This is a genomic window from Exiguobacterium sp. BRG2 (assembly GCF_031844245.1).
GTDB lineage: Bacteria > Bacillota > Bacilli > Exiguobacteriales > Exiguobacteriaceae > Exiguobacterium_A.
In genome coordinates this window covers 83,958-108,973 of the sequence record NZ_JAUZUW010000004.1, presented here as the reverse complement: position 1 = coordinate 108,973, position 25,016 = coordinate 83,958, and the positions used below count along the sequence as shown (strand labels likewise).

21 protein-coding genes and 1 riboswitch are annotated in these 25,016 nt (G+C 45.6%); of the genes, 16 read left to right on the top strand and 5 right to left on the bottom strand.

Annotation, left to right across the window (positions count from 1 at the left end; translation table 11 throughout):
- The first annotated feature begins 205 nt into the window (after positions 1 to 205).
- On the top strand, positions 206 to 613 hold the full coding sequence (locus tag Q9R23_RS07190; protein WP_311246699.1) for a hypothetical protein: 408 nt from the start codon (positions 206 to 208) through the stop codon (positions 611 to 613).
- An 11-nt stretch (positions 614 to 624) separates the two neighbouring features.
- Positions 625 to 2,757 carry an ATP-binding cassette domain-containing protein gene (locus Q9R23_RS07185; RefSeq protein WP_311246698.1) on the top strand — a complete coding sequence of 711 codons (2,133 nt, stop codon included), beginning with the start codon at positions 625 to 627 and terminating at the stop codon, positions 2,755 to 2,757.
- Positions 2,758 to 2,987: 230 nt separating this feature from the next.
- Here the strand turns inward: Q9R23_RS07185 and Q9R23_RS07180 are convergent, their stop codons facing one another.
- Together Q9R23_RS07180 and Q9R23_RS07175 are read right to left on the bottom strand one after the other, a co-directional pair.
- Positions 2,988 to 4,013, bottom strand: a complete 1,026-nt coding sequence (locus Q9R23_RS07180; protein WP_311246697.1) for a GGDEF domain-containing protein — start codon at positions 4,011 to 4,013, stop codon at positions 2,988 to 2,990.
- A gap of 233 nt (positions 4,014 to 4,246) precedes the next feature.
- Positions 4,247 to 5,038 carry a glycoside hydrolase family 191 protein gene (locus Q9R23_RS07175; protein ID WP_311246696.1) on the bottom strand — a complete coding sequence of 264 codons (792 nt, stop codon included), beginning with the start codon at positions 5,036 to 5,038 and terminating at the stop codon, positions 4,247 to 4,249.
- A 106-nt stretch (positions 5,039 to 5,144) separates the two neighbouring features.
- A riboswitch (cyclic di-GMP riboswitch) is annotated at positions 5,145 to 5,229 on the bottom strand.
- Between the two features lie 72 nt (positions 5,230 to 5,301).
- On the opposite strand from Q9R23_RS07175, the gene Q9R23_RS07170 reads away from it, so the two are divergent.
- The 5 genes from Q9R23_RS07170 to pelG are packed head-to-tail and all read left to right on the top strand — an operon-like array spanning position 5,302 to position 12,121.
- Positions 5,302 to 6,528: a GAF domain-containing protein gene (locus Q9R23_RS07170; RefSeq protein WP_311246695.1), complete on the top strand. Its 1,227-nt coding sequence runs from the start codon at positions 5,302 to 5,304 to the stop codon at positions 6,526 to 6,528.
- The gene (locus tag Q9R23_RS07165) at positions 6,525 to 7,433 is read left to right on the top strand and encodes a hypothetical protein (RefSeq protein ID WP_311246694.1); all 909 of its coding nucleotides are present in this window, start codon (positions 6,525 to 6,527) and stop codon (positions 7,431 to 7,433) included. The genes Q9R23_RS07170 and Q9R23_RS07165 overlap by 4 nt, the downstream gene beginning before the upstream one ends.
- Positions 7,430 to 9,265 carry a DUF2194 domain-containing protein gene (locus tag Q9R23_RS07160; RefSeq protein WP_311246693.1) on the top strand — a complete coding sequence of 612 codons (1,836 nt, stop codon included), beginning with the start codon at positions 7,430 to 7,432 and terminating at the stop codon, positions 9,263 to 9,265. Before Q9R23_RS07165 ends, Q9R23_RS07160 begins: the two co-directional genes overlap by 4 nt.
- The gene (pelF, locus tag Q9R23_RS07155; protein WP_311246692.1) at positions 9,262 to 10,680 is read left to right on the top strand and encodes a GT4 family glycosyltransferase PelF; all 1,419 of its coding nucleotides are present in this window, start codon (positions 9,262 to 9,264) and stop codon (positions 10,678 to 10,680) included. The genes Q9R23_RS07160 and pelF overlap by 4 nt, the downstream gene beginning before the upstream one ends.
- On the top strand, positions 10,661 to 12,121 hold the full coding sequence (pelG, locus tag Q9R23_RS07150) for an exopolysaccharide Pel transporter PelG (protein WP_311246691.1): 1,461 nt from the start codon (positions 10,661 to 10,663) through the stop codon (positions 12,119 to 12,121). Before pelF ends, pelG begins: the two co-directional genes overlap by 20 nt.
- 121 nt (positions 12,122 to 12,242) lie before the next feature.
- On the opposite strand, the gene galE is transcribed toward pelG, so the two are convergent.
- A complete protein-coding gene (gene galE / locus Q9R23_RS07145) occupies positions 12,243 to 13,250 on the bottom strand; it encodes a UDP-glucose 4-epimerase GalE (RefSeq protein WP_214807837.1) in 1,008 nt (335 codons plus the stop codon).
- 444 nt (positions 13,251 to 13,694) lie between these two features.
- Here galE and Q9R23_RS07140 point away from each other — a divergent pair, with 444 nt between their 5' ends.
- The 3 genes from Q9R23_RS07140 to Q9R23_RS07130 are packed head-to-tail and all read left to right on the top strand — an operon-like array spanning position 13,695 to position 17,256.
- Positions 13,695 to 15,086, top strand: a complete 1,392-nt coding sequence (locus tag Q9R23_RS07140; protein WP_311246690.1) for a TcaA 3rd/4th domain-containing protein — start codon at positions 13,695 to 13,697, stop codon at positions 15,084 to 15,086.
- A gap of 20 nt (positions 15,087 to 15,106) precedes the next feature.
- Complete coding sequence (locus Q9R23_RS07135; RefSeq protein WP_214807832.1) at positions 15,107 to 15,529, top strand: zinc ribbon domain-containing protein; 423 nt, start codon at positions 15,107 to 15,109, stop codon at positions 15,527 to 15,529.
- Positions 15,526 to 17,256 carry a zinc ribbon domain-containing protein gene (locus Q9R23_RS07130; RefSeq protein ID WP_311246689.1) on the top strand — a complete coding sequence of 577 codons (1,731 nt, stop codon included), beginning with the start codon at positions 15,526 to 15,528 and terminating at the stop codon, positions 17,254 to 17,256. Before Q9R23_RS07135 ends, Q9R23_RS07130 begins: the two co-directional genes overlap by 4 nt.
- Before the next feature lie 44 nt (positions 17,257 to 17,300).
- Here Q9R23_RS07130 and Q9R23_RS07125 read toward each other — a convergent pair whose 3' ends face one another.
- Both Q9R23_RS07125 and Q9R23_RS07120 read right to left on the bottom strand, forming a co-directional pair.
- On the bottom strand, positions 17,301 to 17,984 hold the full coding sequence (locus Q9R23_RS07125) for a hypothetical protein (RefSeq protein ID WP_311246688.1): 684 nt from the start codon (positions 17,982 to 17,984) through the stop codon (positions 17,301 to 17,303).
- The gene (locus tag Q9R23_RS07120; RefSeq protein ID WP_311246687.1) at positions 17,981 to 18,736 is read right to left on the bottom strand and encodes a hypothetical protein; all 756 of its coding nucleotides are present in this window, start codon (positions 18,734 to 18,736) and stop codon (positions 17,981 to 17,983) included. Before Q9R23_RS07120 ends, Q9R23_RS07125 begins: the two co-directional genes overlap by 4 nt.
- An 87-nt stretch (positions 18,737 to 18,823) precedes the next feature.
- Here Q9R23_RS07120 and Q9R23_RS07115 point away from each other — a divergent pair, with 87 nt between their 5' ends.
- The 6 genes from Q9R23_RS07115 (at position 18,824) to Q9R23_RS07090 (ending at position 25,005) form a co-directional block, all read left to right on the top strand.
- Positions 18,824 to 20,047 (top strand): hypothetical protein, encoded by a 1,224-nt coding sequence (locus Q9R23_RS07115; protein WP_311246686.1) that lies wholly within the window; start codon positions 18,824 to 18,826, stop codon positions 20,045 to 20,047.
- Positions 20,048 to 20,065: 18 nt separating this feature from the next.
- Entirely contained in the window at positions 20,066 to 20,971 is a 906-nt protein-coding gene (locus Q9R23_RS07110) for a hypothetical protein (protein ID WP_215147103.1), read from the top strand.
- Positions 20,972 to 21,093: 122 nt separating this feature from the next.
- Entirely contained in the window at positions 21,094 to 21,765 is a 672-nt protein-coding gene (locus tag Q9R23_RS07105; RefSeq protein WP_311246685.1) for a response regulator transcription factor, read from the top strand.
- Positions 21,762 to 23,147 carry a sensor histidine kinase gene (locus Q9R23_RS07100; protein ID WP_311246684.1) on the top strand — a complete coding sequence of 462 codons (1,386 nt, stop codon included), beginning with the start codon at positions 21,762 to 21,764 and terminating at the stop codon, positions 23,145 to 23,147. Before Q9R23_RS07105 ends, Q9R23_RS07100 begins: the two co-directional genes overlap by 4 nt.
- A gap of 95 nt (positions 23,148 to 23,242) precedes the next feature.
- Positions 23,243 to 24,019 carry a DUF3919 family protein gene (locus tag Q9R23_RS07095; RefSeq protein WP_311246683.1) on the top strand — a complete coding sequence of 259 codons (777 nt, stop codon included), beginning with the start codon at positions 23,243 to 23,245 and terminating at the stop codon, positions 24,017 to 24,019.
- Entirely contained in the window at positions 24,016 to 25,005 is a 990-nt protein-coding gene (locus Q9R23_RS07090) for an ABC transporter substrate-binding protein (RefSeq protein ID WP_311246682.1), read from the top strand. Before Q9R23_RS07095 ends, Q9R23_RS07090 begins: the two co-directional genes overlap by 4 nt.
- Positions 25,006 to 25,016 lie beyond the last annotated feature (11 nt).

Sequence of the window (25,016 nt, the reverse complement as noted above, 5' to 3'; positions counted from 1 at the left end):
AAGCGATCTTCCTAATTCGCTTATAGTTCTTAGATTCCTAGTCGCAAAAGAGAAGCGAAGCTGCTGATTTTAAGGAAGAGATAGCTATTGTTTTTAAAAGACGTGTTTTGTCGGATTGATTGATAAAATTACATCTTTTGGTTATTCATGTTTCAAGGTAATCTGAACGTATTACTAAAAGATGGGAGGAAACCGGATAAAGCGCTTGAAATTGATGATCCTGACTGTGATGGTGTTTACGAGTTTGTTCATCATCGGAGAAAGTCGGATGCTGACACTTGAAGGATTCGCAGAACCATTCGTGTCGACGACGATCTATCCGAATCCGAAGATTTCGGACCAACAGATGCTAGCAGATATCGAGCGAGCCGCGACGAAACATCAGGTCGATGTCTTCACTTATGAAGAGACGCCTAATCGGACGCTCTCCAGTATGAAGACGATTTACGGGACAGCTGGTACTAAAGCAATGTTTGCTACTCGCTCGATTGAAGAACAGGTCTATCAAAGTGTCTTTCTCGGTGATATCACGTTCCAGTTCAAGCCGTTATCCGAACATCCTGCCGTTTCCTATACGCCGAACTTCTACGGAATCGGTTCAGCCGCGCCATAAAAGCGTTTAAGATGGAATTGATTGATACATACGCGGGGAATCATCCGCAACCTGGTTATAATGAGTCAGCAGAACTATACCGTATCTTAGGCGTATTCGCACTTGTTGCGATCAGCACCGTGTTACTGACCTTCTATGAGCTGGCTGTCGTCAGAAAGGAATTGCTCGTTCGTCTATCGATGGGCGAATCGTTAGCCCGATGGATAGCGCCTTCGATTCTGATGGACTCCGGCATTTTATTGCTTGCGTTCATCGTCAGCTTTTTGACACTCCGTTTGTTCACACCAATTGATCCGTACTTGATGCTGTTCAGTGGCTTGATGGTTGGATTGATTGTCGTAAACGGACTGGTCTATCTCCGCTTACGACGTTTGACGATTAAAGAAGCATTTTCGAACGGTCAGCGGTCGAATAAGTTACTTGTCTTTACATATGGCATGAAATTCGCAACAGCGTTCTTGACGATTTTGATGCTCTCGAGCAGTATCACGGTCATCGCCGAAGCGGTGACGATCTATAAACAACGCCCGTTCTTTGAAGCGAAGAAAAATTATTCGTACACTTACATCGGTCATAAAGTAACGTCTCCGCACTTTTCGGATGAAAAAAGTTCCGACATCTCGGAACGAATCCAGACGGAACTGTACACACGCTTTTACGATGACTTTAAAGTGACATTGAGTACCCCGGTTAATAGCTTCACGGTAGATCAACCGACCGTCTTGATGAACCGGACGGCATTTAATGAAGTTGCCGGGCAATTTGCGAATAGTTCGTCCGTTTTAGAGCATGAGCTGACGTTCTTTGCGCCAAAGGGGGTTGCGATTCCAGCGAAGTCGACCATTGATAGTGGTCTTCGTGAACTCGGACTCGTAGCGTATCTTGCAGACTCCTATCCAGTCGTCCGTTATCAGGAAGATTTCGAGACCGTCGCGATTGATCAAAATCTTACTAGCGGCAGTACACTCATCGATGATCCGTTACTCATCGTCGTCAATGAAGCAAAGCAACCGAAAGCACCGAAACAACTGTCCAATGTCTTACTGGCTGACGTCATGTATGACCTGGATCAAGGAGCCTTTCAAGACTATGTAGCGGAGAAACAGATGACGAACGAACTCATCTTACAGACGAATGCGTGGGAGAAGTATCTTGGCATCTGGGAAGCAGCGAAACGATTGATGAACATGAACCTGATTTTTGTCGTACTGATTCTTAGTCTCGAGTTACTCGTCATCTGGACGGTGCTACGACTCGAGTATCAAGTGAATGCGATCGAGTTATCGGTTCAAAAGGTGATGGGGTACAACATCTGGCAGCAAAACCGACGCCTGGTTGTGTCGACGATGGGGATTACGCTTGTCAGTACACTGGCTGTAGCGCTTACTGCCTATATCCTTGAGTTTTCTTCACCTGGGCTACTATTAGCTGGCGGAGGACTCTTACTAGTGGCAGAAGGCGTCTTGCTAATTTGGCTGATTCGAAAGATTGAACGGGCAAATGTCCAACGCATTTTAAAGGGGGGGGGATCTATGATTAAAATCCGACAACTAACTAAGTCGTTTCAAGGAAAAACCTTATTCGAAAGCCTATTGTTAACGATTTCTCAGGGCGACTTCGTCATCTTTTCTGGTCCGAGTGGGTGCGGGAAGACGACGCTACTCAATATGATTGGGGCGCTAGAGCCAATTGATACCGGAACGATCATCGTCGATGGAAAGGATATCACGAACAAGCCTAATCAACTGGTCTACTTTCGGACGAAGCTGGGTTTCTTATTTCAGAACTTCGCACTCGTCGATCAAAAAACGGTCCGGCAGAATCTCGAAATCGTTCAAAAACGCTATCGCTCGGGCAAGACGATCGAAGAAGTGCTGATTTCTGTTGGATTGAGCGACAAAATCAATCAAAAAATCTTCATGTTGTCAGGTGGGGAACAGCAACGGGTCGCATTAGCCCGATTGATGCTGAAGCAATGTGACATCATCTTAGCGGATGAACCGACGGGCTCGCTTGATCAAGCGAACGCGGAGCGCGTGATGGCGCTCTTACAAGAGTTGAACGATCAAGGAAAGACGATTATTCTCGTCACGCATGATGAAGCGATTAAACAACAACGAAAAAGGCTGGTGGAGATTGGGTGACGAAACGAACGATTCGTTGTTGTTTTCGAGATAATTCTTCATCATGTTAATAAGAAACTTGGTTGTGCTTAGATAATGATTGAATATCGATGAAGAACACTGAAATACGTATGTGTATCAAAAAGAGAGTCCCCATTTTTTCGTAAATCGTAAATCACAACAAAAACTCCATCTTACACGCTAGACGAATTTCTCAACGTAAGATGGAGTTCGTATATGAGTCGAAGTCTTCATGACAGCTGATTAGCATTTTGAACGATATTTCGTCCCGATCGTTTCGCTTGATAGAGAGCTTGATCGGATAGTTCTAGCGACTGCTGAACAGGAATGTCTCGCTTTCCAGAAGAAAGACCGATTGATGTCGTGACATGAATCGAGGAGCCGTCGAGTAAATGAAAGGTATTTCGCTCGACTTCCTGGCGGATTCGTTCGGCGATGGTGGTTGCTTGTTCGACTGTCAGGTTGATTAGGAGAACAAGGAATTCTTCGCCACCCATCCGAACGACTAAATCTTCCGGACGTGTATTGCGCTTCAGTATTTTCGCGAACTGCTCCAACACAGCATCGCCGTTGGAGTGACCATATTGGTCGTTCACTTGTTTGAACTGATCTAAATCAAGCGTGATCAAATGATAGGTCGAAGATTGACCAGCAAGTATTTTGGCGCGTAATTCCCACACTCGTCGATTGGCGAGACCCGTCAGCGCATCATATTCCGCTAACTGTTGATAGGTCTCAAGTTGCTTTCGATAGCGATACTGTAGCGGCAATAGATAAAGAAATATACTGTACATCAATAACGTGAGACTTCCGTTAAAAATAATCGTGGATAGCGTGTGATCCGATTGAAAGAATATTATGACGCTTCCGATGAGAAGGTGAAGCACGGCAAAGCGCAAAGCGAGATGTGTCTTCTTTTGTAAGAGAAACGAGAGAAAAGCAATACCCTCTACCGAGAGGAGTATTTGTTCAGTATCTGCTGTCACCGACGTATTGATGAGAGCGATAAGTGCTACACTGATGAATGCTCTTTTTTCTCGATGGTAGGCTAGTAAAACAAAAGGGATGACCTGCCAGATTAATTCATATGATAAAAATAAGACATCGATGATCAACAGGTAGCTACCAAACCATAGGATGATGATGAAAGTACCTACAATTTTACTATTTTTGCTACGAATTAATTGGTATGTGGCTAAAAGGAGATACGTCAACCCAAACATCATCGACCCTTGAAGTATCCAAATTTGAATCATATTTAAGACGTCCAATCTATACAAATAGTTTTCTAAAATATATAATTAAAAACAATCAGTGTCAAATACTGTATATTAGCATTTGAGATGATGGTTTTTTGTGGAGATAAAAAGGACCAATTTCCTCGTGCTGTAGAGGAAATTGGTCCTTCATTTTCGAAATAAGATATATGCCATGTGCTTGACAGGTAGTGGGATTTGCTGTCACTTTATAAAGTGGTATATGAAAATGTTTAGAATTTATTGTAATTTAAATCAATGTTTGACTTCATATGAAGGAATCCGTTCTTTTGAGCAAGTGTTTCACTTTTTGTGCCTTGTACGGAAGAAATCGTCAGTGTTTTGATGTCTTGAGATTGATTTAATTTTTGGAGGTCTGTCATCCGATCCTTTGACCACTGATCATTGGCGACTGTTGAATAATTGAAGTTCTCCCACATGATACCGTCGACATAAGGATACGTGTGGTACTTCAACGTTCCAAATCCCCAGTTTTGGATCAGTGATAAAGAGGCGTGTTTTGTTTTCAGTGACTTTAGGAAGTTCGTCATTCCTACTCGTTGTTGTTCGAGAACGACAGGTTGGTCGGCATGCTCGTTATCGATGTTACCGACTGTATCGAGGAAAACACCATCTAGTCCTTTTTGGACGATTTGTTTTTCAACTTCTTTCATTAAAACAGCTTGATAGTGTTTCGATGTGATATCCGTTAAGTACGAATCCCATTCAGCGTAATGAATACGTTGACCGTTCCGGTGGAAAAAGTCAGATTCCACGAGTTGCCCCATCAAATCTGTATTCCAATTATCTGCTTCCATCGTATTGATGTAGCCGTATACTTTTGTTCCATTTTGTTGAATCTGTTTGATTTGTGCAGCTGAATAAAAGACGGGTTCGATGATCATGACATCATACTGTTGCATCTTCTTGATTTTCGCTGCTGACGGTGCGTCGTAGTAAACTTTATACGACTTCGCATTGTCTAGTGGATTTGACTTTTCTGCTTTCGCGTCTAGTGACGACATGAAGAACACTCCCAGTAAAAGAATGCACAAAATAGACGTCATGCGCTTGAGTGAGATAATACCCATGTTGATAGCCTCCTGATTGATTATCAGAGAGCGGCCGCGGCATTGCAGACTGGCGATCGGTATCCGAAGATCGACGACCCATGTCTTTGCGCCCTTACTTTTCAGTAAGTTTGCCCTTCTCGATATGAAATTGTAGTGATTTAACGATACATTTCTTCCGTTATCATACCGATAAAAAATAAAAGGAGTGAATAGAAATGATATATACTCAGAACCGACAAGGCATTAAATGGATTGAAATGATCGTTAGTATCCTTATTATCGGCATTTTGGACTATATGTTTAATCTTTCGATCTTAAAATGGACGATTGATCCACTTATTTTTTATATTTTACTTTTTTCGCTTCGTTACGGACTACTAGGAGCCTTCGCGAGCTTCCTGTTTACGATGATCTACCATCTGAGTTCGCTCGCATGGGGGGGAGAAGACGTCTTACTCTTTGTCTATGATCGGGGTGAGATGTCATGGATTATCCTGCATTTTCTAGTCGCGATCTCTTGCGGCATATTCAGTACGTCGTTTCAAGAGCGCTATCTATCTTTGCGTCTGCGTCAAGAAGAAGTTGTGGTGGAGAACGAACAGTTGCGTGATACGCTCGAAAAGTTACGTGTCGCTCAAGAAGCAATGCGAAATAAGGTACTTGAATCCAATCATACGTTGACGAACATTTACCGGATCGGTACAGAACTCGATCAATCTGTCACGGACATCGTACGCGATAAACTCGTACAGATCTTACAAGCCTCTTTTGATGCGAAGGAGATTGCGATTTATCACGTCGATACGTCACGACGTACATTACGATTACACATTCGTTTCGGTGATAAAGAACAGTTACCACAAACGATGTTCATTGATCCAGAACAAGGAATCTATCAACAGATGTTCCAAAAGCAAGCAATCGCCATCCGGACGATCGATGAGACGGATGTGCCGTTACTGATTGCACCGATTCGTTATGATGGTCGTATCCAAGAAGTCGTCGTCATTCAATCGATCGCCTTCGAGCGATTGACAAACTATGAGATGCACGTCATGCAACTGATCGTCGATTGGACAGGATCACGAATTGAAAAAGCGATGTTGATGGAATGGATCGAGACGCGTCATGAATTGATTGAAGGCACGCGCATCTGTAAACGAGAGCACTTTGAGGAAAAAGTGAAATATCAAGAATATAGACGCGAGCATTACGGTCAACCATACAGTCTCGTTCAGCTTGATATTCGTGATACGCCGTTCTCGCTGATCGAACTAGAACTGATCTTACGGCAATCGATGCGTGAAATTGACTTGATCGGTTTTGACGAAAGTACGGAACAACTACAATTTTTACTACCGGGAACACCTCAAGAACATGCGAACCGATTCCTCGAACGAATAAAAGCTGTGTATGTACAAAAGGGAGGACGTGTCCAATGATGACACTTCTATCCGTTCTATATGTACTCCATCTTCTGCTCGTCGTGTTTACCTATCGTTTACTCGTCTTGCGGTTGCCAGAGCATGAGCGGGGAATCTTGACGTTCATCTGCCTGTTCAGTGCTCTCCTGCCACTTTTTGGTGAAGTGCTTGGGGGTATCGCTTACTTGATTTCGAGACGATTTGCGTCATCAGATACGTTACTGGATTACGATGAATATGTGCAATTTGATGTCATGAATCTTGAAGGACTGCAGCAACAGGCAGCCGATAACATGGAAATGGTTCCAATCAAGGAGGCGTTGAATATGGATGCGAAGCGCCGGAAACAGTCAATGATCCACTTAACGACATCGTCTCTGAAAAATAGTGGAAAATATCTGCAATACGGACTCGATCATGATGATTCAGAAACCGTCCATTATGCAGCGACAGTCCGAAATTCCTTGTTTGATCGATATGAAGCCAATCTTCGTTTACGGGAACAACAACTCAATCCCGTCGACGTGACGACGTATCATCTGTTCATTCAAGAATGTAAAACTTTTCTTGAGAGTGGTCTATTAGATGAAGGTGGCATTGGCCGACTCGATGAACGACTTCACCGAGTACTTGAGCAAATGCGCGTCCTCTATCCGACGGATCTCACACGGATCGAAGCGGAAGCAGAAATGGCGATACGTCAAGATAATGATGAGAAAGCGATTGCGTCGTATGAAGAGATGATTCAGATTCACCCGACTTTACCAGACGGGTACCTCGCTTTGGTTCGCTATTACTTTCAACGAAATAACTGGTCTTCGATTGGACCGGTGCTTCATCAGTTAAGAACAGCGGTGGTAGAGGAAGACATACCAGAAGAACATCGCTTTATTTTGAAACGTTTGGAAGGAGGAGACCGATGAATAAGAAAACTTACGGCTATCTCATTGGGGTGTTTGCCGTTCTATTCGTAGCAATGGGCATCGTGCAACTGTTTCGTCTCGATTATCCACATCGACTGATTCCTTCTGAAAAAACGAAGGTTCGTTCATTCGAGACGACAAATACGAAAACAACCGAAGCTAAAGGAGAGGCACTGCGCGTCTACCTGCTCCAAAATGATAGTGATCTGTCAAAAGGCGTCATTCAAAACTTTTCGTATGCGCTGAAATACGCGAAAATCGATTATCAGCGTATTCGTACATCTGACATCAAGACACTTGATCCAAGCGAGCGAACAGTCCTTGTTTTATCGGGTGAACATACGAAGGAATGGCCGTACAAAACCATTCGAAAGTTCGTCCGAAAAGGAGGGAAACTCTATGTTGCGGGTCGATTCATCGATCCGAAGTGGGGGGACTTGGTTGGTGTGAAACGTTTTGGTGACTTCAAGGAAAATGTCAAAGGTATGACGTTTAAAAAAGATTTATTTCCCGGGTACATCGATTTATCGAAGGCGTCTACACTGTTCGTTCACAGTATTGCGGATGTGACATTGCAGAATGCTGATGTCAAAATCGAAGCAGAAGGAAACCCGATTCTATGGACACATGAGTATGGAAAAGGAGAGGTCTTGTTTTGGAATACTTCTTCGTTGCTTGAAAAAAACTCACGCGGCTTACTCGTCCAGTCACTTTCTTTACTGTTTCCGACGTTCGTTAGCCAACAAGTCGCTGTTAAGTTAGCGCACTTCGATGATTTCCCGGCGCCTGTACCAGATGCCTCCAATCCATCAATTCAAAAGAACTATGATTTGACGGTTAAAGATTTCTTTGCGGATGTTTGGTGGAGAGACATGCAACGAATCGCAAAAGAACAAGACGTTATCTATTCCGGATTCATCATCGGAAGTTACAGAAATGCAATCGATGACACGGAAGAGCAGTTGATTGAAAATATTCGTTTTCCAATGTTGAACTTTGGACGTAGATTATTAAAAATGGGCGGAGAACTAGGACTGCATGGATATAACCACCAACCGCTCGTCATTAACGGGGAAACAATGGATCCAAGTCTCGGCTATACCACATGGGACGATCGTTCTCAAATGATGAAAGGGATTGAAGAAGTCAAAGTGGCACATCAGTATTTCTTCCCGAAAGAACAAATACGTAGTTATGTCCCACCTTCGAACATCATCGGACCGACCGGTTTATCCGTTTTGAATGAAGCTTTCCCGGATGGTCTAATCATCGCATCACTCTATAACGGGGATGCTTCAAAAGGAAGCTACATTCAAGAATTCGAGCCAGACGCGACCTATAAGAATTTATACAACTTCCCACGGATCACAAGCGGATATAATGAATCGCCTGAAGACATGTTCGTCTTAGCTGACGCTGTAGCCAACTTCGGACTAGTCTCGCATTTCATCCACCCAGATGACGTCCTTGACGAACAACGTTCGAAAGGACAAGGATGGCCGAAGATGGAACGTTCGATTGAAAAGATGTTCCAAACGATCCATACGGATTATCCGTATCTCGAGAGCATGACACAGTATGATGGCTACAAAAAAATGAAGCTATACCAAGAATCGAAGATCGATGTCCGGTATTCTAAAACGGCGATTGAGATTTCAGGAAGTCAGATGCTTCTTCCTTCTAAAATGATGGTTCGTGTCAATGATGGGAAAATTGCGACGGGCTCCTTTGCGTATGGTGAGGTACGAAAATTGGGAAATGCGGACGATTTATACGAAGTAGAACTCAAGAAGAATTTCGCACGCATACCGGTACTGGAGGTGTCTCAATGAAGATTGGCTTAGTGTTAGAAGGAAGTTATCCTTATGTTAGTGGTGGAGTCGCCAGTTGGGCACACATGCTGATTCAACAAATGCCAGAGCATGAGTTCGAGCTGATCACGATTACACCTACACGGATGACAGAAGCAGAATTTCGGTATACCCTTCCGGTGAACGTCGTTGGTGTGACGAACCTTCCACTCGATCAAACCCATGAGATGCGTCCGTTGAAACAGACATTGACACCGGAGCAGGAAGAGGATATCAAACGTTGGATGCGATTTCAAGCGACGAACACATCGATTTTCCCACTCTTCGGTCAAGCCATCGGAACATCGACACAATTTTTTACGAGCCGGCTCTTTTTTGATCTCGTCAAGACGAGCTATCGGGAAGAACAACAAGCTGGCTCCTTCATCGACTACCTCTGGATGTGGCGTAGCATGTATGCGCCTGTTCTGGAACTACTTCAAGCAGAATTGCCGACCGTCGACCTGATCCATTCTGCGTCGACGGGATATGCGGGACTTGTCGCGGCAGCGATTAAACAGCGCCAACAAGTTCCGTTCGTCCTAACGGAACACGGGATCTACTCCCGTGAACGAGAGGAAGAACTCGTTCAAGCGATGTGGATTCCGCAAGAATACCGCATGCATTGGGTTCAGTTCTTCCATCACTTATCACGCGAAGCCTACGAAGGGGCAGACAATATCATCACGCTCTTTGACCGAAATGGTGAATTGCAGCGTGAACTCGGTGCACCTGCCGAAAAAATTCGTGTCATCCCGAACGGAATTGATGCGACGGGACTTGCTGCGTTAGGTCATCTTCCAAAGCAAGATGTTCTCCGGATTGGTGCCATCGTCCGGATTGTTCCGATTAAAGATATCAAGACAATGATTCATGCTGCGAAGGTCTTACAGGAAATGCATGTTCCATTCGAAATGACGATCATGGGTCCGCTCGAAGAAGATCCGGAATACGCCCGTGAATGTCAGGAACAAATCGATCTGTTTGAATTATCCGCGAGTGTGAAACTCGTCGGAAAGGTTGATATTCGGAGCTATCTGCCATCATTTGATGTTTGTTTATTGACGAGTATTTCAGAAGGTCAACCGCTTGCTGTCCTAGAAGGGATGGCTGCAGGCATTCCGTGGGTCGTCACTGATGTCGGTGCATGCTCCGAACTGATCAACGGACGTGAGGATGATCCATACGGACCGGCGGGATTCGTCGTACCTCCAGTCAATCCGCGACGAATTGCGGAGCGTTGTGCCTGGTTCCAGTCATATCCAGAAGAAGCGATTCGTTTTGGACAAAATGGGAAAGAACGTGCACTTGCGTATTATCAGACACGACGTTTCATCTCGGAATATCAGACATTGTATCAAGAGAGGGGGGTGACATATGGCGGGCATCGGGTTTAAACTTCAAAAGTTATTTCAAGAAGATTATTTTTCATCACGACTAAAAGCATATGCCTTTGCCGGACTTGTCACGTCCGGTCCCTGGTTGATCGTTATCTTAACGATCGCCGTGACCCAGTGGTTGACGACGTTCCTGTCAATTGCTTCTTTTGAAGAACGGACGACGTTCAATCTGGTTGTCTCGTACAGTTTCATTTTTTCACAAGTACTGCTTGGCATTCAGCAGCTCGTCGTCACCCGGTATTTGGCGGATTGTTTCTACGAGAAACGATATGAAGACTTGTTTCCTGCCTTTCTAGGCATGACGAAGATGACGATGGCGTTAGGTAGTATTGTCTTTCTCATCTTTCTCAGTTTTTCGAAGCTCCCGTTCTTATTGAATGGACTGATCTTCATTCTATTCATGACGATCAATTTGATTTGGGTGCATTTCTTATTCTTAAGTGCCGCGAAGTTCTATCAGTCCGTCGCATATAGCTTTTTGATTGGTGGCACCGTAGCCGTCGGATCGGTTTTATTGATTGATCGGTATCTGATGAACTATCTGACTGGTCTCTTCACACCAAGCGTTGCGTTGACGGCAGGCTTCACATTCGGCATGATTATCACGTTGTTCGGTCTATTTACCTCGATGTTGCTGACGTTTCCGCATCGCGGAACGAAAAACCAATTTACCTATTTGAGTTACTTTGATCGTCACCCGGCACTCTTTTGGACGAGTTTTCTCTACAATATTGGTGTTTGGGTCGGGAACTGGATCATCTGGTTCGCGGACGGAGGTGCCGTGCATCTCGGAACATTCCGCTATCATCCGTTGTATGATACGGCAATCTTTTTGTCGTATTTGACGGTCATCCCGACGATGACGATCTTCGTCGTTTCCGTCGAGACACGTTTCTATGAACGGTATCGTATTTTTTATGGATACGCGAATGAAGGCGGAACGCTAGATCAGGTCGAAAAAGCGCGAGATGCGATGTTACTCGTCTTACGTCAGGAATTACAACGACTGTTTCGGAATCAAGGATTGTTCACGTTGTTCATCTTGTTGTTCGCCTCGACGTTACTCGGTTATCTCGCATTACCTGAAGCAACAATCAGTATCTTCCAGATGACGACAATTGGTGCTTTTTCGAACGCGATGGTCCTTGTCATAACCTTACTGTTACTATATTTTGAAGACCAAAAAGGAGCGGCGTGGAGTTCGTTCATCTTTTTCTTTGCTAACGGAATCTTAGCCTTATTGATTGCACCGTTCGGCGCTTCTGGATACGGTCTTAGCTTTGCGATCGGATCGACCTTGACGTTCGCGTTTGCATTGATACGACTCATCCAGTATGTCTCGGATATTGATTATCATACGTTTTGTCGAATGACGTTACCGTCACGATCGATGCGCTTCACCCGCTGGAGTGAACGATTGAACCGCTCTTGGATGTGAAGTTAGTCTAAAAAAAGTTTTCTAACATTTGTTTTATTTATTTAAAAAGGAGATCAATTTCCGACATGGATTCGGAAATTGATCTCCTTTTATGTTTGTAGAGCAAAATCTTTTGTCGTATTTATTTTTGATAACCGTCTGGATTATTTGACTGCCAGCGCCAAGCGTCCTCACACATCTCAAATAAGTTTTTCTCCGCTTTCCATCCAAGTAAGCGTTCTGCTTTTGAAGCATCCGCATAACATGAACTAACATCTCCCGGTCGTCTGGTCGTAATCTTTCGATCGATTTGCAGGGAAGTCGCGTCTTCGAACGTCGCAACAAGTTCAAGGACACTTGTGCCTTGACCCGTTCCTAAATTGAATGCCTCAATACCAGAATGATCATGATATAGTGCCTTGATATGCCCTTTTGCCAAATCGACGACATGAATATAATCTCGGACACCTGTGCCATCTTCCGTATCGTAATCATTTCCAAATATTTGAAGGGTATCTAATTTACCTGCAGCGACTTGCGTCACGTAAGGCATTAGATTGTTCGGAATACCATTTGGATCTTCACCAATGAGACCACTCACATCCGCACCAATTGGATTGAAATAGCGGAGTAACGTAATGTCCCACGTTGGATCAGCCTGAGCGATATCTTCAAGAATCTGCTCAATCATGAGTTTTGTCGCACCATAAGGATTTGTTGCAGATCGCGGAGCAGATTCTGTAATCGGTGTCGTCTCAGGCACACCATAGACTGTTGCAGACGAACTGAAGACGAGCTTCTTAACGTCGTGACGACTCATCACTTCTAGTAAGACAAGTGAACTGATCAGATTATTTTGATAGTAGAATAACGGCTGTGATACGGACTCACCAACTGCTTTTAAACCAGCAAAATGAATGACGGCATCAATCGAATGCTTTTGGAAGATGTTTTCTAATGATGATTCATCGCGAACGTCTATCTCATAAAATGTGACAGATCGTTCCGCAAGCTGTTCGACACGTTCAAGGGCATTCCGATGACTGTTACTTAGATTGTCAGCGACAATGACTTCATGACCCTCTCGTAAAAGTTCGAGACATGTATGGCTGCCGATATAACCAGCGCCTCCAGTTACTAAAATATTCATATTTTGTCCTCCGTTTAATTCCATAATTTCTATAATAATAACATAGAAGTAAGAATTTTTTTATTGATTTTTCTCTTTATCCGTTTTGTTGAATGAGTCATTTGTAAGTAAGACCGCCAATCTAATACCTGTAAAAAGGATATTTAATAGTCATTTAGATGCATTTATTCACTAAGAAGCTATACTCCTTGAAGTTTCGAGTAGAGGTTCACATCACTGAATCCATTGAATTAAAGAACTTTAATGAAAGTTTTTTAATGATGAATCCATTTTTGGCTTCAGAATAAAACGAGAAATATTCTAGTGAATACTAATTATGGTCAACAAGCATTCAGAAAACACAATTATTTTTACATAAATAGTAAATTGTAGAATATTATGTTATCTTTTTAATGGATATTTTTCGCTTAAATGAAATTAAAAAACAAAAGGAGAGTAGAAGAGATGGCATGTATGAATTGTTCGGATGCTGCAAAGCGTGGATTGAAATTCTGTCCGAGTTGCGGTGATGCCTTAGAACAGCATGTAGAACATGCAGAACCTGTAGAGAGAGAACGCGACGTCAGATCAATTCGTCCTAAGAAAATGAGTAAATCTGCAAAAGCGATTCTGTTGACCGTCGGATTATTGGTCGTAGCTGGTGGTGCCTATTATGGACTCGCGACACAATGGTTCACGGTCGAAGCGACGACGAATCAGGTCCGCGATGCGATTCGATCTGGTGACGCTACACTACTCGCTGAGCATACAGAGTTCAACGGAAAACCGATTGATCAGAAGATGGCGCAACGCTTTTTAGATGCCTTGAAAGAGACACCGGAGCAAAAGGAATCATTCATGGATTATTTATTGATGGCCGGTGCATCGATTCAAGCAGAAAACGATAGTGATGTTCCTGGTCAAATCGTAGCAAGTGGTCGTCAACTCGGAATCTTCAAAGATTATCGTTTACGCCTCGATAGCGTCAAAACGGAAGTCATCAGTAATTTTAAAGGAACGAAGGTCACGCTCGTGAATCCGGTCGGAACGGAGAGTAGTAAGGCATCGGCGGAAGGTATCATGATGGACGGTGTCTATCCGGGATTAACGGATGCGAAGATTGCCTACGATGGCGAATACGGTAAAGAGTCGAGTGATGTCACGATCAATCCGTTGACGCTCGACGCTGCGGACCGAAAATTCGAAATCACGTTAAAAGGAAATGCGATCGAGCTCGATCAAACGTATCCGGATGCCTTTTTAATCGTCGACGGAAAATCGACCTCGAAACAAGTATCCGATTTGAAGAACTACGGACCAATTCCGAAGAACGGCATCAAACTGTCGATTGAGAATTCATTCCCATGGGGAGAGGAAACGTCGGATGAGATCGTCGTCAAACCAGATACGGAAAAAGCGACATTCACGTTTGAACCGTCTGAAGCTGTTTTGAATCAACTTCAAGGAGTCGTTGAACAGCATGCTGCTCAGTGGGTAGAGGCCGCAAAATTCCAAGATACTTCTAACTTCTATTTGATTGATGATGCTTCATATATTGCGAAGCAACAAAAAAACTATGACGATTGGAGCCGAAAGGACTTGGAGTGGGATGGAGAGTTCATGAATGCGTCGATTGATCGTTCTTCAGCGAAATTCGTCGAGTATGGGGATACGATCGGTATTGAAGTCATGGCGACGACCTATATTCGTGGAGAACTCTACACCTATGGAAGTGAGTATCCAGGTAAAACAACCTCCAAATCACTTTTCCGTTATCTCTTCACATATGGTAGTACACCAGATTCTGATAGCTACGAGGAAAGTTTCCGGATTCAACAGGCAACGAGTATTAAATAAGAACAAGGGAGGCTACACAGATGATGGATTGGCAATCAGTCAAATCACGTTTTCAAGGGATGACAGCAAAAGAATTACAGGAGCAGGCGGAGCAAGCACGACGTGAAAAAGGACGCTTGCTGTACGAAATCGGAGAGCGTCATTACATGAAGCTGCGGAGCGAAGGGCGTCGTCAAGAAATCGAGGATATTCTTGCACAAGAAGTACTCGTATTCGGTGCCTTGTCACGGATTGATGAGATGGAAGTCGAAGCTGCGCAAAAGCAATGTAAGTCATGCCGGACGCCACTTGAGCCAGGCGCGAAGTTTTGTGGGAAATGTGGCACGTCCGTTCCACGCGAGAACGAACAAGCAAAAGTCGCCTGTACGACATGCCATACGCCACAACGTAATGATCAGCATTTTTGTACATGCTGTGGATCAGAAATGGGGCAACGCGTATGAAGTATTGTTCGACCTGTGGTCAAGTACATGCTCCGCACGCCCAGTATTGCGAAGTAGACGGAACGTCACTCGATAAGCAAGCCCGTCCGATCCGCTTCGAACAAGCTGCGCATTTTTGTGTCGGGTGTGGTACACAGATGGATGGTCGTGCGTCGTACTGTCCGAATTGTGGACATTCGCGCCTCGTCGCAGCGACGTCAGAAGGCTCACTTGTAGACCGTCTTCCGGGTATGGACGACATTCGTAAGAAGTGGAAGTCACAGGATTGGAACGTGAATCTCCCGTTGAAAGAGCGTGGACGCGCATTTATATCACGATTCGATTTCTCGCTTGGGAATCCGAGCCTTGCGATCGGTAGTATTGCTGCCGTCATCTGTTTTGCTGCAATTATCGTTTTATTGTTCGTCATGCTTGGTCTACTCAGTGATAACCCGGCATTAGAAGGAATCAAAACTGTTCAACAAAACATGGGGGATGATTTTAGTACGTTCGGTATGTTCTTCTTCCTTGCTTTCGTCGCTCTTGCTGGTCTAAATCTCACATCCAGTGAAGACTTGAAATCACGTTTCCTGACCGAAGTGGTAGGCAACGATGCGGAACAGTTCTCTGATATTCAAAAAGCAATCGATCAACTTGATTTTCATATTTTCTCAGGACACTTCTTGCTGTCTTTACCAGGGTTAATTCTATTAATCGGTAGTGCCTGGTTACTGGAACGAGGTGGTGTCATCGGAATCAAGGCGATATCGTGGAATGAACGGATCGAACGTGCTGTTGTCTTTGCCCTGACGTTATCGGTGATCACACTGGTCGTCGGATTGTTTGCGACGGATTTTGGCATTTTCAATCTACATCTGATCACGGGGATGCTTCGAATTTTCCTTCTAGCGCTCGCTGGTGTTCTGTTATTCCAATTCATCGGTCAAACGAATCTAAGCGGTTCTTGGCAAGTCGGACGGGTCGCTGCGACAACATTGATGAGCGTTTATTTGTTCGGCGTCCTACTGACGTCATTTGGACAAGTGTATTATCTAAACGAGCTCGATGAAATGGACGAAGTCGAATTTGGTGAATCGGCCAGTCTCGTTCTCTTAAGCGGTGCATCTCCGCTTTACGCGATGTCACAAGCAGGACAAGTCGATTTCAAGATGACCGTTTTGACGGAAGACTTCCGTTTAGGTGCGGCTTTATATGGTGAAGATCGTTTGAATGATCTACAACGACCAGTCGAAGAAGCGGGAGAAGCTTCGAATCTGAGTCGGATTCAAGGAATCATCGGGAACCAGATTGAAAACGGAGAAGATCCAATACTTGATCCGAAAGTAACGCGTTTTGATGAGACGGTGGATATTGGACTCTTGACACGCTTCGCGCAAATCGCGAATGCCTCCACTTCATTTGAAGAAGAACAATTGCTTAGTTCAAGTGTTGCTCCGTACGGCTTGATTGCTCTTATTTTGATGTTCGTCATCCATGTCGGAATCGGATTCCGCTGGATTCGGACGTTACCGAATGTCGCGATCTATGCTGGAGTCTTCATGATTGGTGGACTCATTTTAGCGTACTTCACACAAACGCGGTTTGAACTGCAATGGGATAACGATGTCCTAGCCGGTGTCGTCGTTTCTACTTTGACATGGTGGAATGCGTTCATGCTGTTCCTCTTCCCGTTCCTCGGTGGATTAGTGGGATACGGATTGAACCGCTTTAAAGATACAAAAGGATGATTCCGAAAAAACGCTTGTCTCCGGTTTCGAAGACAAGCGTTTTATCATAAGGACTGTTTGGTCGTCTGTTCAAAGTCGACCGTCGAATCTTTTTCAACGCCGGAATTGCGGAATGTCAGACCGCCGTCGTCATTAAATTGGATTTCTAAAGAAGACTCATAAAAGTAAAGCATCAAGCTATTGTCGGAATTAAAGCGTCCACTATACGTAAAGTCATCAAGTGGTTGTCCTTCATAATCTCGAGCATCATGGATTGTCAGTGTCGCCTCACGATTCGGATGCGTCACGACATCAATCGTCGCATCGCTATAATCTTGCTCGTACTCGCCTTGATCACTCGTCGAGTATGTATAGGTACCCGCCACGTCACGAAATGCTTTTTCGACCTTACCAAGGGTGCGGTGGTAACGAGCCGCTTCGTTCGCGAGCGCTTTGTCACCGAACGTTTGATTCATAACTCGTTCCGCATGACGAAGGGCGTCCGTCGTCTGATTCATGAACAAGGCAGCTTTCAAATCGTGAAACGCCTCTTGTTGTTGCGCCAGCGCGATCAGGCGTTTGTCTGTCGCACCTTCTGTCCGAGCTTTTTCGCGCCATTGTTGTTCTTCGAACAGGTCTCCAGCGAGCGAGCTTTGAGCACTTTGCTTCAAGTAGAGATCCGCTGAGTCGTTACTACAGCCACCTAGTATGAGAGCTGTCAAAAGAAAAGGCAATATGCGTCGCATCATGATGTCATCTCCTTCTTGAAGGTTCGTTTCACAGAGGTGATGCTGTATCGGTCGTCATCGAACGTCACCTCATATTCGACGATGGCGCGATAAAGTCGTTTCTTTTCTTCATCATTACTGAAATGAACGCGAGCGTATGTCTCGGTCGTTTCGACTCTGAATTCACTTTCGCTGATAGCTTCCATACGATCGAAGGTCATATCCTTTAATGTGAGGTAACTATATGGATATTCTTCAGACACCTTCAGTCGATCACCGAAACGATCTCGCTCATCTTCAGATAAATCGTCTTCACCGTAGAATAGATCAGCATAGGAACTATAATCCTCAATCGTGGAGTCATAATAATCCCAACCATTATCTTCTCCATTGTTGAGCAAGGGGAGGCGCTGGGCATAACTATTTAGGAATTCGTACAAGGAATCGGGTGAGGCAGCATCAAAAATGAGGTAATCCTCAAGGTCCTCATCAGCTAGTTGATTAAGTTGTGTCGCTGAAGCACCTTCTGGCAAGACTTGATCGATGTCAGCCGCTGCATGCGTCAGTTGACTCGTCTTAAATAATGGTTGTGCCGCTTGATATTTGAGATAACCGAACGTACCTCCACCAATGCAAAGCATCACGATCACCAATCCGATGAACCAGGATTTTTTGACGGAACGGGATTGCGATGAACGATTTTTTTGACCGCAGACCGGACAATAAATCATCTGGTCATTCATCGGGGTTCGACAATTCGAACAATGTGACATTAAAAAGCACTCCTTTCTTAACTTCGCTATTATAATGTAAAATAAAGATAAAAAATAACAAATTTTTGAACAAAAGGAGAGGGAATCATGGATCCATATGAACGATTAGGGATATCGCGGACCTCATCGATGAAAGAGCTCGAGCGAGCGTATGCTGAGAAGCTAGAAGCACATCCGGAGGAATCCGAGGAGCGGACAGAAATCGAACGAGCATACGTCGTCATCAAGTACGAAAAGAAACAAAAGAACAAACGCAATAAGCGAACGGTCGGGATTAGCGCAATTGTTCTCTTACTCGCTGCTGGCGGTGGAACGTATTTCTTTTTGAATCAGGAAGAGACGCCTCAAGCGGTCGAACAAAAGAAGCAGAATGCTTCATTCGTCATTGGTGAAGAAGAGAAGACGAGTCAGGACAAATCGGAATCGAAACCAACGGAAGCGACGAAAAAGTCAGATTCAAAGGAAGTGTCCCATCAGGATTATAAGAATATCCAGGATATTTCGACGCTCTTTTTCCGAGAACTCGAAGATGCTCTGACGGAGCGGAGCGTCAAAGGGCTGTCTGTCAGTACGAACACTTATAATCAAAACTTCCAAAGCAGTTTGAACGATCTTGTCACAGGGGGTTATATCTTTGACGGTGAGCTGACGGTCAACGATATTCCTCAAAACGATATTACGATTAAAGGAGATAAGGCGACGGTCAAAGTAAAGGTCGACTACTCCTCACGGTCTTATCAGCCGTATCTACACGAACGTCCGGATGGCAGCACGATTGTCTGGGAACTAAATCTTGTGAAATCGGGACAAGACTGGCTCGTCGATCAACGGAAGTCGCTCTCAGATTCAGCGACAGGCAGAGGCATGGAAGTCCGAGAATCGGTTAAAGAAGATATCGTTAATACCGTATATCAACATGCAAAAGAATGGGAGCAAGCATATATCGATAAGGATACATCTGCTTTCACGTTGTTCACATCTTCTGCTTATTTAAGTAAGCAACAAAGTTATTACGCAAGCATGGACAAGAAAGGTGTTTATTGGGAAGGATACTTGGATGATGTCGAATATTCACCTTCATCAATTAATGTCAGTGAAATAGCAACTGATTTGACGGCGACCGTAGAAGCCATTTGCTACTATGAAGGTGACTATTACAAAGAAGATGACGGTTCACTCGATGAGCGTGATCCTGGAGATGACGTTCCCTTCAAATATTACCTGAAGTACAACTTAGATGATGAACGATGGTACATCGTTGATTCTGAACAACTGAAAAGCTTTAGTCATAACGATACGACGATGTATTAATCATAAGGAGGAATTCAAATGAAAAAAGTAGTTGTAGCAACAGCACTCGGTCTCATCATCAGCACACTACCAGTAGCTAGTGACTCGGTAGCAGCACTCAGTAAAACAGAGAAATCAATCGTTGATCGCCAAATCGCTGCGTTAAAGAAAAGTAAACTATCTGGTGGTTATAAACCAATCGATGTTCGGTCCGTCTATCTACTTGGTGGCAAGTACCCTGAGACGTTTACGCTGTATGAACGATTCAACACGAAGACATATATGAACGATGTCATCGGTAAAGCGCAGAAGTATGATGCGAAGAAGAAAAAATGGACGACGATCTATACGTATACGGATCGAGATACGGACTACTATGATGTTCGGGCGAAAGGAAAACTCCTTGATACGAAAAAAGAACAACTCGTCATCGGACCCGCTGGTGGGAGTGGTGGTTATGTAACTCCGATTCTTATCGGATCAACGGATGGTAAGGTAATCAAAAAAATGTTTGAAGCAAAAGAAGCGTATCCGTTCGGTCGCGCGTTGATTAAAGACAAAAAACTCTATCTTGGTTCGATGACAATTGTCCATGATGTTTACTCCTACAAAGGGAAGACATTAAAGTATCGTGTCGGTACGGGAGCGGATGATCGGACGGTCGCTGGGAAAGTATCGAAATACATGACGCTCGATTATTATGGTGGCCGTACACATCTGACGAGCAGCAAGTCGATGACACTCAAAAAAGGACAACGTTTTGGAATCGTTCGTAAGTCGACGAAGGATACGAATCCATATGTCTACCGTGCACTCTCATCAGGAGAAGGGAAGTTACAACTTGATGGGTACGGATTTAAAGCGGTGAAGACAGGTGTCGAAAAATGGATGTTCGAACCAGACGCTTATGACAACTCTGTCACGGTGAAATTTACGGTGAAATAATTAAAAGCCAGTTCCTGATTATTTTAGGAACTGGCTTTTTCATTTGTCCTGATGGTGTGATTGCAAACGATTTCATGATACGCTAGAGGACAGAAAAACCTGCCTAGAAAGAAGGAATTCCTATGCATATTCTTGTCATCGATGATGAGGCGAGCATCCGGCATCTCGTCAAACTGCAACTCGAACTCGATGGTCAGACGGTCGAGACTGCAGCCGATGGAGCAGCAGCACTCGCCTTGCAGGCAAGACAGACCTTTGATTTGATCGTCCTCGATTTGATGCTACCGGATACGACCGGTTTCGATTTGATTCCAAAACTGAGACAGACGACGCCTGACTTACCAATCTTGATGCTGACAGCACGTGATCAGATGAACGATAAAATCATCGGTCTGCAGCTCGGAGCAGATGACTATATGACGAAGCCGTTCAATGGAACGGAGCTTGTCTTGCGTGTCAAAAATCTATTGAAACGCACGAAGACGGTTGCGCCACCCGTACCTGTCGCGGCTGATCCATTCTTATCTGTTGATCCCGAAGAACGGGTCATTCGACTCAACGGTCAACCATTGCCACTGACGTACCGGGAATATGCATTGCTCGCACTTTTCCTAACGCATCCGAAACGGGTCTTTGAGCGAGATGAACTGCTCGAACAAGTCTGGGGCTTTGACTTCTCCGGTCAGACCCGCGCCGTCGATATCATGGTCCAGCGCTTACGGAAGAAACTCGGAGCACAAGGCGAACGGATCAAGACGATTTACGGTGTTGGCTACAAGTGGGTCGACGCATGAAGCTACGCCAGGTCATCACGGAAAACTTCGTCTTGCTCCTCGCTCCGGCATTGCTCGTCCTCTTCTTGATTCTCTATGCCTTCATCCAATCGAACCTATACGAGAACGCCGTCGAGTCCGTCCAAAAATTGAGTCGGGAAGCGGAGCTCTACACGATGAACTACCTCGCAAGTGAAGAGACGGACTCGCTCGCCGATACGGCAGTCCCGATCGCTTCCTATCTCGCGGACCGCTTCGATGCGCGCGTCCAGCTGTTTGGACCAAATGCAGAACTACTCGCTGATTCGGAACGGGATCAATTGCCGCTCCTCGCGGGAGACATCGATCAAGCGTTAAAAGGGAAGTCGAGTTATCTCTTTCTGAAAGAAACCGATGTTCCCGTGCTGTTCTTCTCGAGTCCGCTGTATGGCAAAACGGACGTCATCGGCTCGGTCCGTTTTCTTGTTGATCTGCGGACGGAAGCCGAACTGCTGCGGCAATTTACCTATGTCTTCACGGGCGTCTTTCTGATCTTGATTGTAATTGCCGTTTGGACAGCGCGTCGGATGGCAAAGACGTTAATTGGACCGATCGATGATTTACGGAGTGTCTCGCACGCCTTGACGAAAGGACACTATGCGCATGTGCTACCGGCATATCCGTATGAGGAATTGAACCGACTGGCAGCGGACTTCTCGACGCTTGCTGACGCGATCCAGCACAACATCGGACAGCTCGAACAACAACGAAGCGACCAACAAACGTTCATCGATCACATCACCCATGAACTCCGAACACCGATGACGGCGATCATGGGCTATGTCGAGTTGATTCCGAAGCTGCCGCCAGACGAAGCGGCACATTGTTACCACTACATCGAGGTCGAGAGCCAGCGCTTATTGCGACTCGTCTCACATAATCTCGAACAGGCGAAACAACAACGGAACGAACGCCACGTGACGTCGACGATGTTCGCGCTCGATGCCCTGCTCGAAGATACCTTATTCATCATGCAGTTGCGCCTCGATGGACAAGGGATTCGAGTCGAACAAGACGTTCCGCCGATCTACGTGCTCGGGCAACCGGACCAGACGAAACAAGTCTTGTTGAATCTTCTCGAGAATGCCGTCAAATACAGTGACGCGATGACGGTGACGTTTTCGACCGTCAGTACGGACACGACCCTCCGACTCCTCATGACGGATGACGGGATTGGTCTTGATCCAGCAGTGCTTGACGAATGGACTAAGGAGCAACATAGTCTGACAACGGCAAGTGGAAATGGATTCGGTCTACCGCTCTGTCGACGTTTGATGCAGGAACAGGGAGGCGATTTCGCGCTCGAGAGCGATGCGAGTGGCACGCGTATCACATTGACCTTCCGATTAGCGAACCAGACTTAATGTAATCGCTTACAAATGATACATTTACGAAACAATTCGACCGGATTTACGAAACAATTGCTCCGTAATCTAAGAATCAAGCAAGGAGAGGAATCATGAAAGCATCGACTATCGCTTATCTCTTCCTGATGGGTATCTTGTTTGCCCTCGGTCTTCTTTTGCTTCAGCAGACGGTCTTCGGACGCTTGCACGTCCTCGATGGACCGAAACGGCTGAATGCTTCCGATGACTCACTTCCGACCGAGTTGACGTTACGTCACCGGGCATGGGGTGAGCAGACGGTAGAAGATGGAACGGAAGTCCAGCGCATCACGACGCTATTGAAGCAAATGAAGACAGTGACAAACGGGACCTGTCCGGTGGGAACGGCGACATTTAACGGGACGCTCCGTTTCTTAAACGGAACGACATGGACGTTCTCGCTCGGGGAAAGCATGACGCTAAATGGAAAATGTGTCGCGCAACGTCCTAGCACTCAGACGACGACATTAAAAGCACGCTTCTTGAACGCCTATCACGAACCAGAACAGCTCGCGCGTCAGTTCGCTGAGGCGGAAGTCGTGACCGTGTATGCAGCAGGACGATCTCGTTCTTTGACTACACGTGAGCGAGAAGACGTCAAGCGTCGCCTGGCGCAGGCAGAGCCGATGACGGACTATGAAGAAGTCGGTCAAGCACTCGATGCCAGTCAGGGACAGCCGCGCATTCTCAAGCTTCAGCGGTTCAAGAATGAGCAGAATACGCGTGCCAACTTAATGAATATTACTGTGTATGAGACATTGTTCAGCGTCCAGTACATGGATGATGACAATGGAAACACCTTCTATTTAAAAGGACAACTCCTGCCGACCGGGAAGGAGGCAGATCGATGAGAAAAGGAATGCTCTTCTTGCTGAGTATCATTTGTCTCATGAGCATTTGGATCGTCCGCAACAATGAACAGACGAAGCAGGGAACAGCTGCGCGGGAAACCGTTCCGCATTTGACGGCGTATGTCTCTGCGAAAGAGGATATCGGTCGCGCCTTGCTGTCATCATATTGTGAACAAGCAGGCTGTACGTATGAGTTCGTCCGCCTGTCGACGGAAGAACTCGTCCGGCGTGTGACGAAGGAAGCGGATCATCCGCGCGCTGACGTCATCATCGGGGGGACGTGGGACGCCCACCAGACGCTCAAGCAACGCGGGTTGTCGACACCGTTCCCGAGCGACATGGATCAAGCGGAACTACAGGATCCGGATCGCTACTGGATCGGCTACGAAGTCGAACGCCTCGCAATCGTCATCAATACGGACGTCTGGAACAACCGATTCGGGGCGGCACCGTATCCGAAGACGCTCGCTGACTTGACAGCGAAACGGTATCAGGACGAGTTAATTTTGCCGGATCCGAACCATTCCGGTACCGGTGCGACGATCCTGCAAGCGATCTTTGACGGATACGGAGCGAAGTCGGAAGGTGTCTTACGCGAGCTAATCGAGCGAACGCGACTATTCACGGCGAACGGTTTTGCACCGACGTCGTACGTCGCCAGTGGGGAAGCGATGCTTGGGGTCAATTTCATCGGGGATCAACAATCGCTACACGAAAAGTATTATCCGGTCAAAAGCATCCCACTCGATACGTACTCGATCAACGCGATCTCAAAGTTGAAAGGACGGACGCAACAAAAGCAGGCGAATGCCTTCATGCGTTTCGTGCTCTCGGCGGACGGTCAGGCGATCCTGCGGAAAGTCTCGTTCGGCACGCCGACCTATGCGATCGCGAAGACACAACCGATCCAGCAGAACGTCGGGCAGGACATCGTCGCCGATTACCGGGACTACCTCCGTCGATTCAATCAGCTCCAGGACAAATGATGCGAAGACTC

What these genes read in the sequence shown, in the direction of transcription:
- Q9R23_RS07110 (WP_215147103.1), top strand. Translation starts at nt 20,066, where the DNA reads ATGAAAAAAGTAGTTGTAGCAACAGCACTCGGTCTCATCATCAGCACA.
- Q9R23_RS07175 (WP_311246696.1), bottom strand. Translation starts at nt 5,038, where the DNA reads ATGTCGTCACTAGACGCGAAAGCAGAAAAGTCAAATCCACTAGACAAT.
- pelF (WP_311246692.1), top strand. Translation starts at nt 9,262, where the DNA reads ATGAAGATTGGCTTAGTGTTAGAAGGAAGTTATCCTTATGTTAGTGGT.
- Q9R23_RS07185 (WP_311246698.1), top strand. Translation starts at nt 625, where the DNA reads ATGGAATTGATTGATACATACGCGGGGAATCATCCGCAACCTGGTTAT.
- Q9R23_RS07120 (WP_311246687.1), bottom strand. Translation starts at nt 18,736, where the DNA reads ATGTCACATTGTTCGAATTGTCGAACCCCGATGAATGACCAGATGATT.
- Q9R23_RS07130 (WP_311246689.1), top strand. Translation starts at nt 15,526, where the DNA reads ATGAAGTATTGTTCGACCTGTGGTCAAGTACATGCTCCGCACGCCCAG.
- Q9R23_RS07140 (WP_311246690.1), top strand. Translation starts at nt 13,695, where the DNA reads ATGGCATGTATGAATTGTTCGGATGCTGCAAAGCGTGGATTGAAATTC.
- Q9R23_RS07160 (WP_311246693.1), top strand. Translation starts at nt 7,430, where the DNA reads ATGAATAAGAAAACTTACGGCTATCTCATTGGGGTGTTTGCCGTTCTA.
- Q9R23_RS07100 (WP_311246684.1), top strand. Translation starts at nt 21,762, where the DNA reads ATGAAGCTACGCCAGGTCATCACGGAAAACTTCGTCTTGCTCCTCGCT.
- Q9R23_RS07180 (WP_311246697.1), bottom strand. Translation starts at nt 4,013, where the DNA reads ATGATTCAAATTTGGATACTTCAAGGGTCGATGATGTTTGGGTTGACG.
- Q9R23_RS07125 (WP_311246688.1), bottom strand. Translation starts at nt 17,984, where the DNA reads ATGATGCGACGCATATTGCCTTTTCTTTTGACAGCTCTCATACTAGGT.
- Q9R23_RS07135 (WP_214807832.1), top strand. Translation starts at nt 15,107, where the DNA reads ATGATGGATTGGCAATCAGTCAAATCACGTTTTCAAGGGATGACAGCA.
- Q9R23_RS07170 (WP_311246695.1), top strand. Translation starts at nt 5,302, where the DNA reads ATGATATATACTCAGAACCGACAAGGCATTAAATGGATTGAAATGATC.
- Q9R23_RS07090 (WP_311246682.1), top strand. Translation starts at nt 24,016, where the DNA reads ATGAGAAAAGGAATGCTCTTCTTGCTGAGTATCATTTGTCTCATGAGC.
- pelG (WP_311246691.1), top strand. Translation starts at nt 10,661, where the DNA reads ATGGCGGGCATCGGGTTTAAACTTCAAAAGTTATTTCAAGAAGATTAT.
- Q9R23_RS07165 (WP_311246694.1), top strand. Translation starts at nt 6,525, where the DNA reads ATGATGACACTTCTATCCGTTCTATATGTACTCCATCTTCTGCTCGTC.
- galE (WP_214807837.1), bottom strand. Translation starts at nt 13,250, where the DNA reads ATGAATATTTTAGTAACTGGAGGCGCTGGTTATATCGGCAGCCATACA.
- Q9R23_RS07095 (WP_311246683.1), top strand. Translation starts at nt 23,243, where the DNA reads ATGAAAGCATCGACTATCGCTTATCTCTTCCTGATGGGTATCTTGTTT.
- Q9R23_RS07115 (WP_311246686.1), top strand. Translation starts at nt 18,824, where the DNA reads ATGGATCCATATGAACGATTAGGGATATCGCGGACCTCATCGATGAAA.
- Q9R23_RS07105 (WP_311246685.1), top strand. Translation starts at nt 21,094, where the DNA reads ATGCATATTCTTGTCATCGATGATGAGGCGAGCATCCGGCATCTCGTC.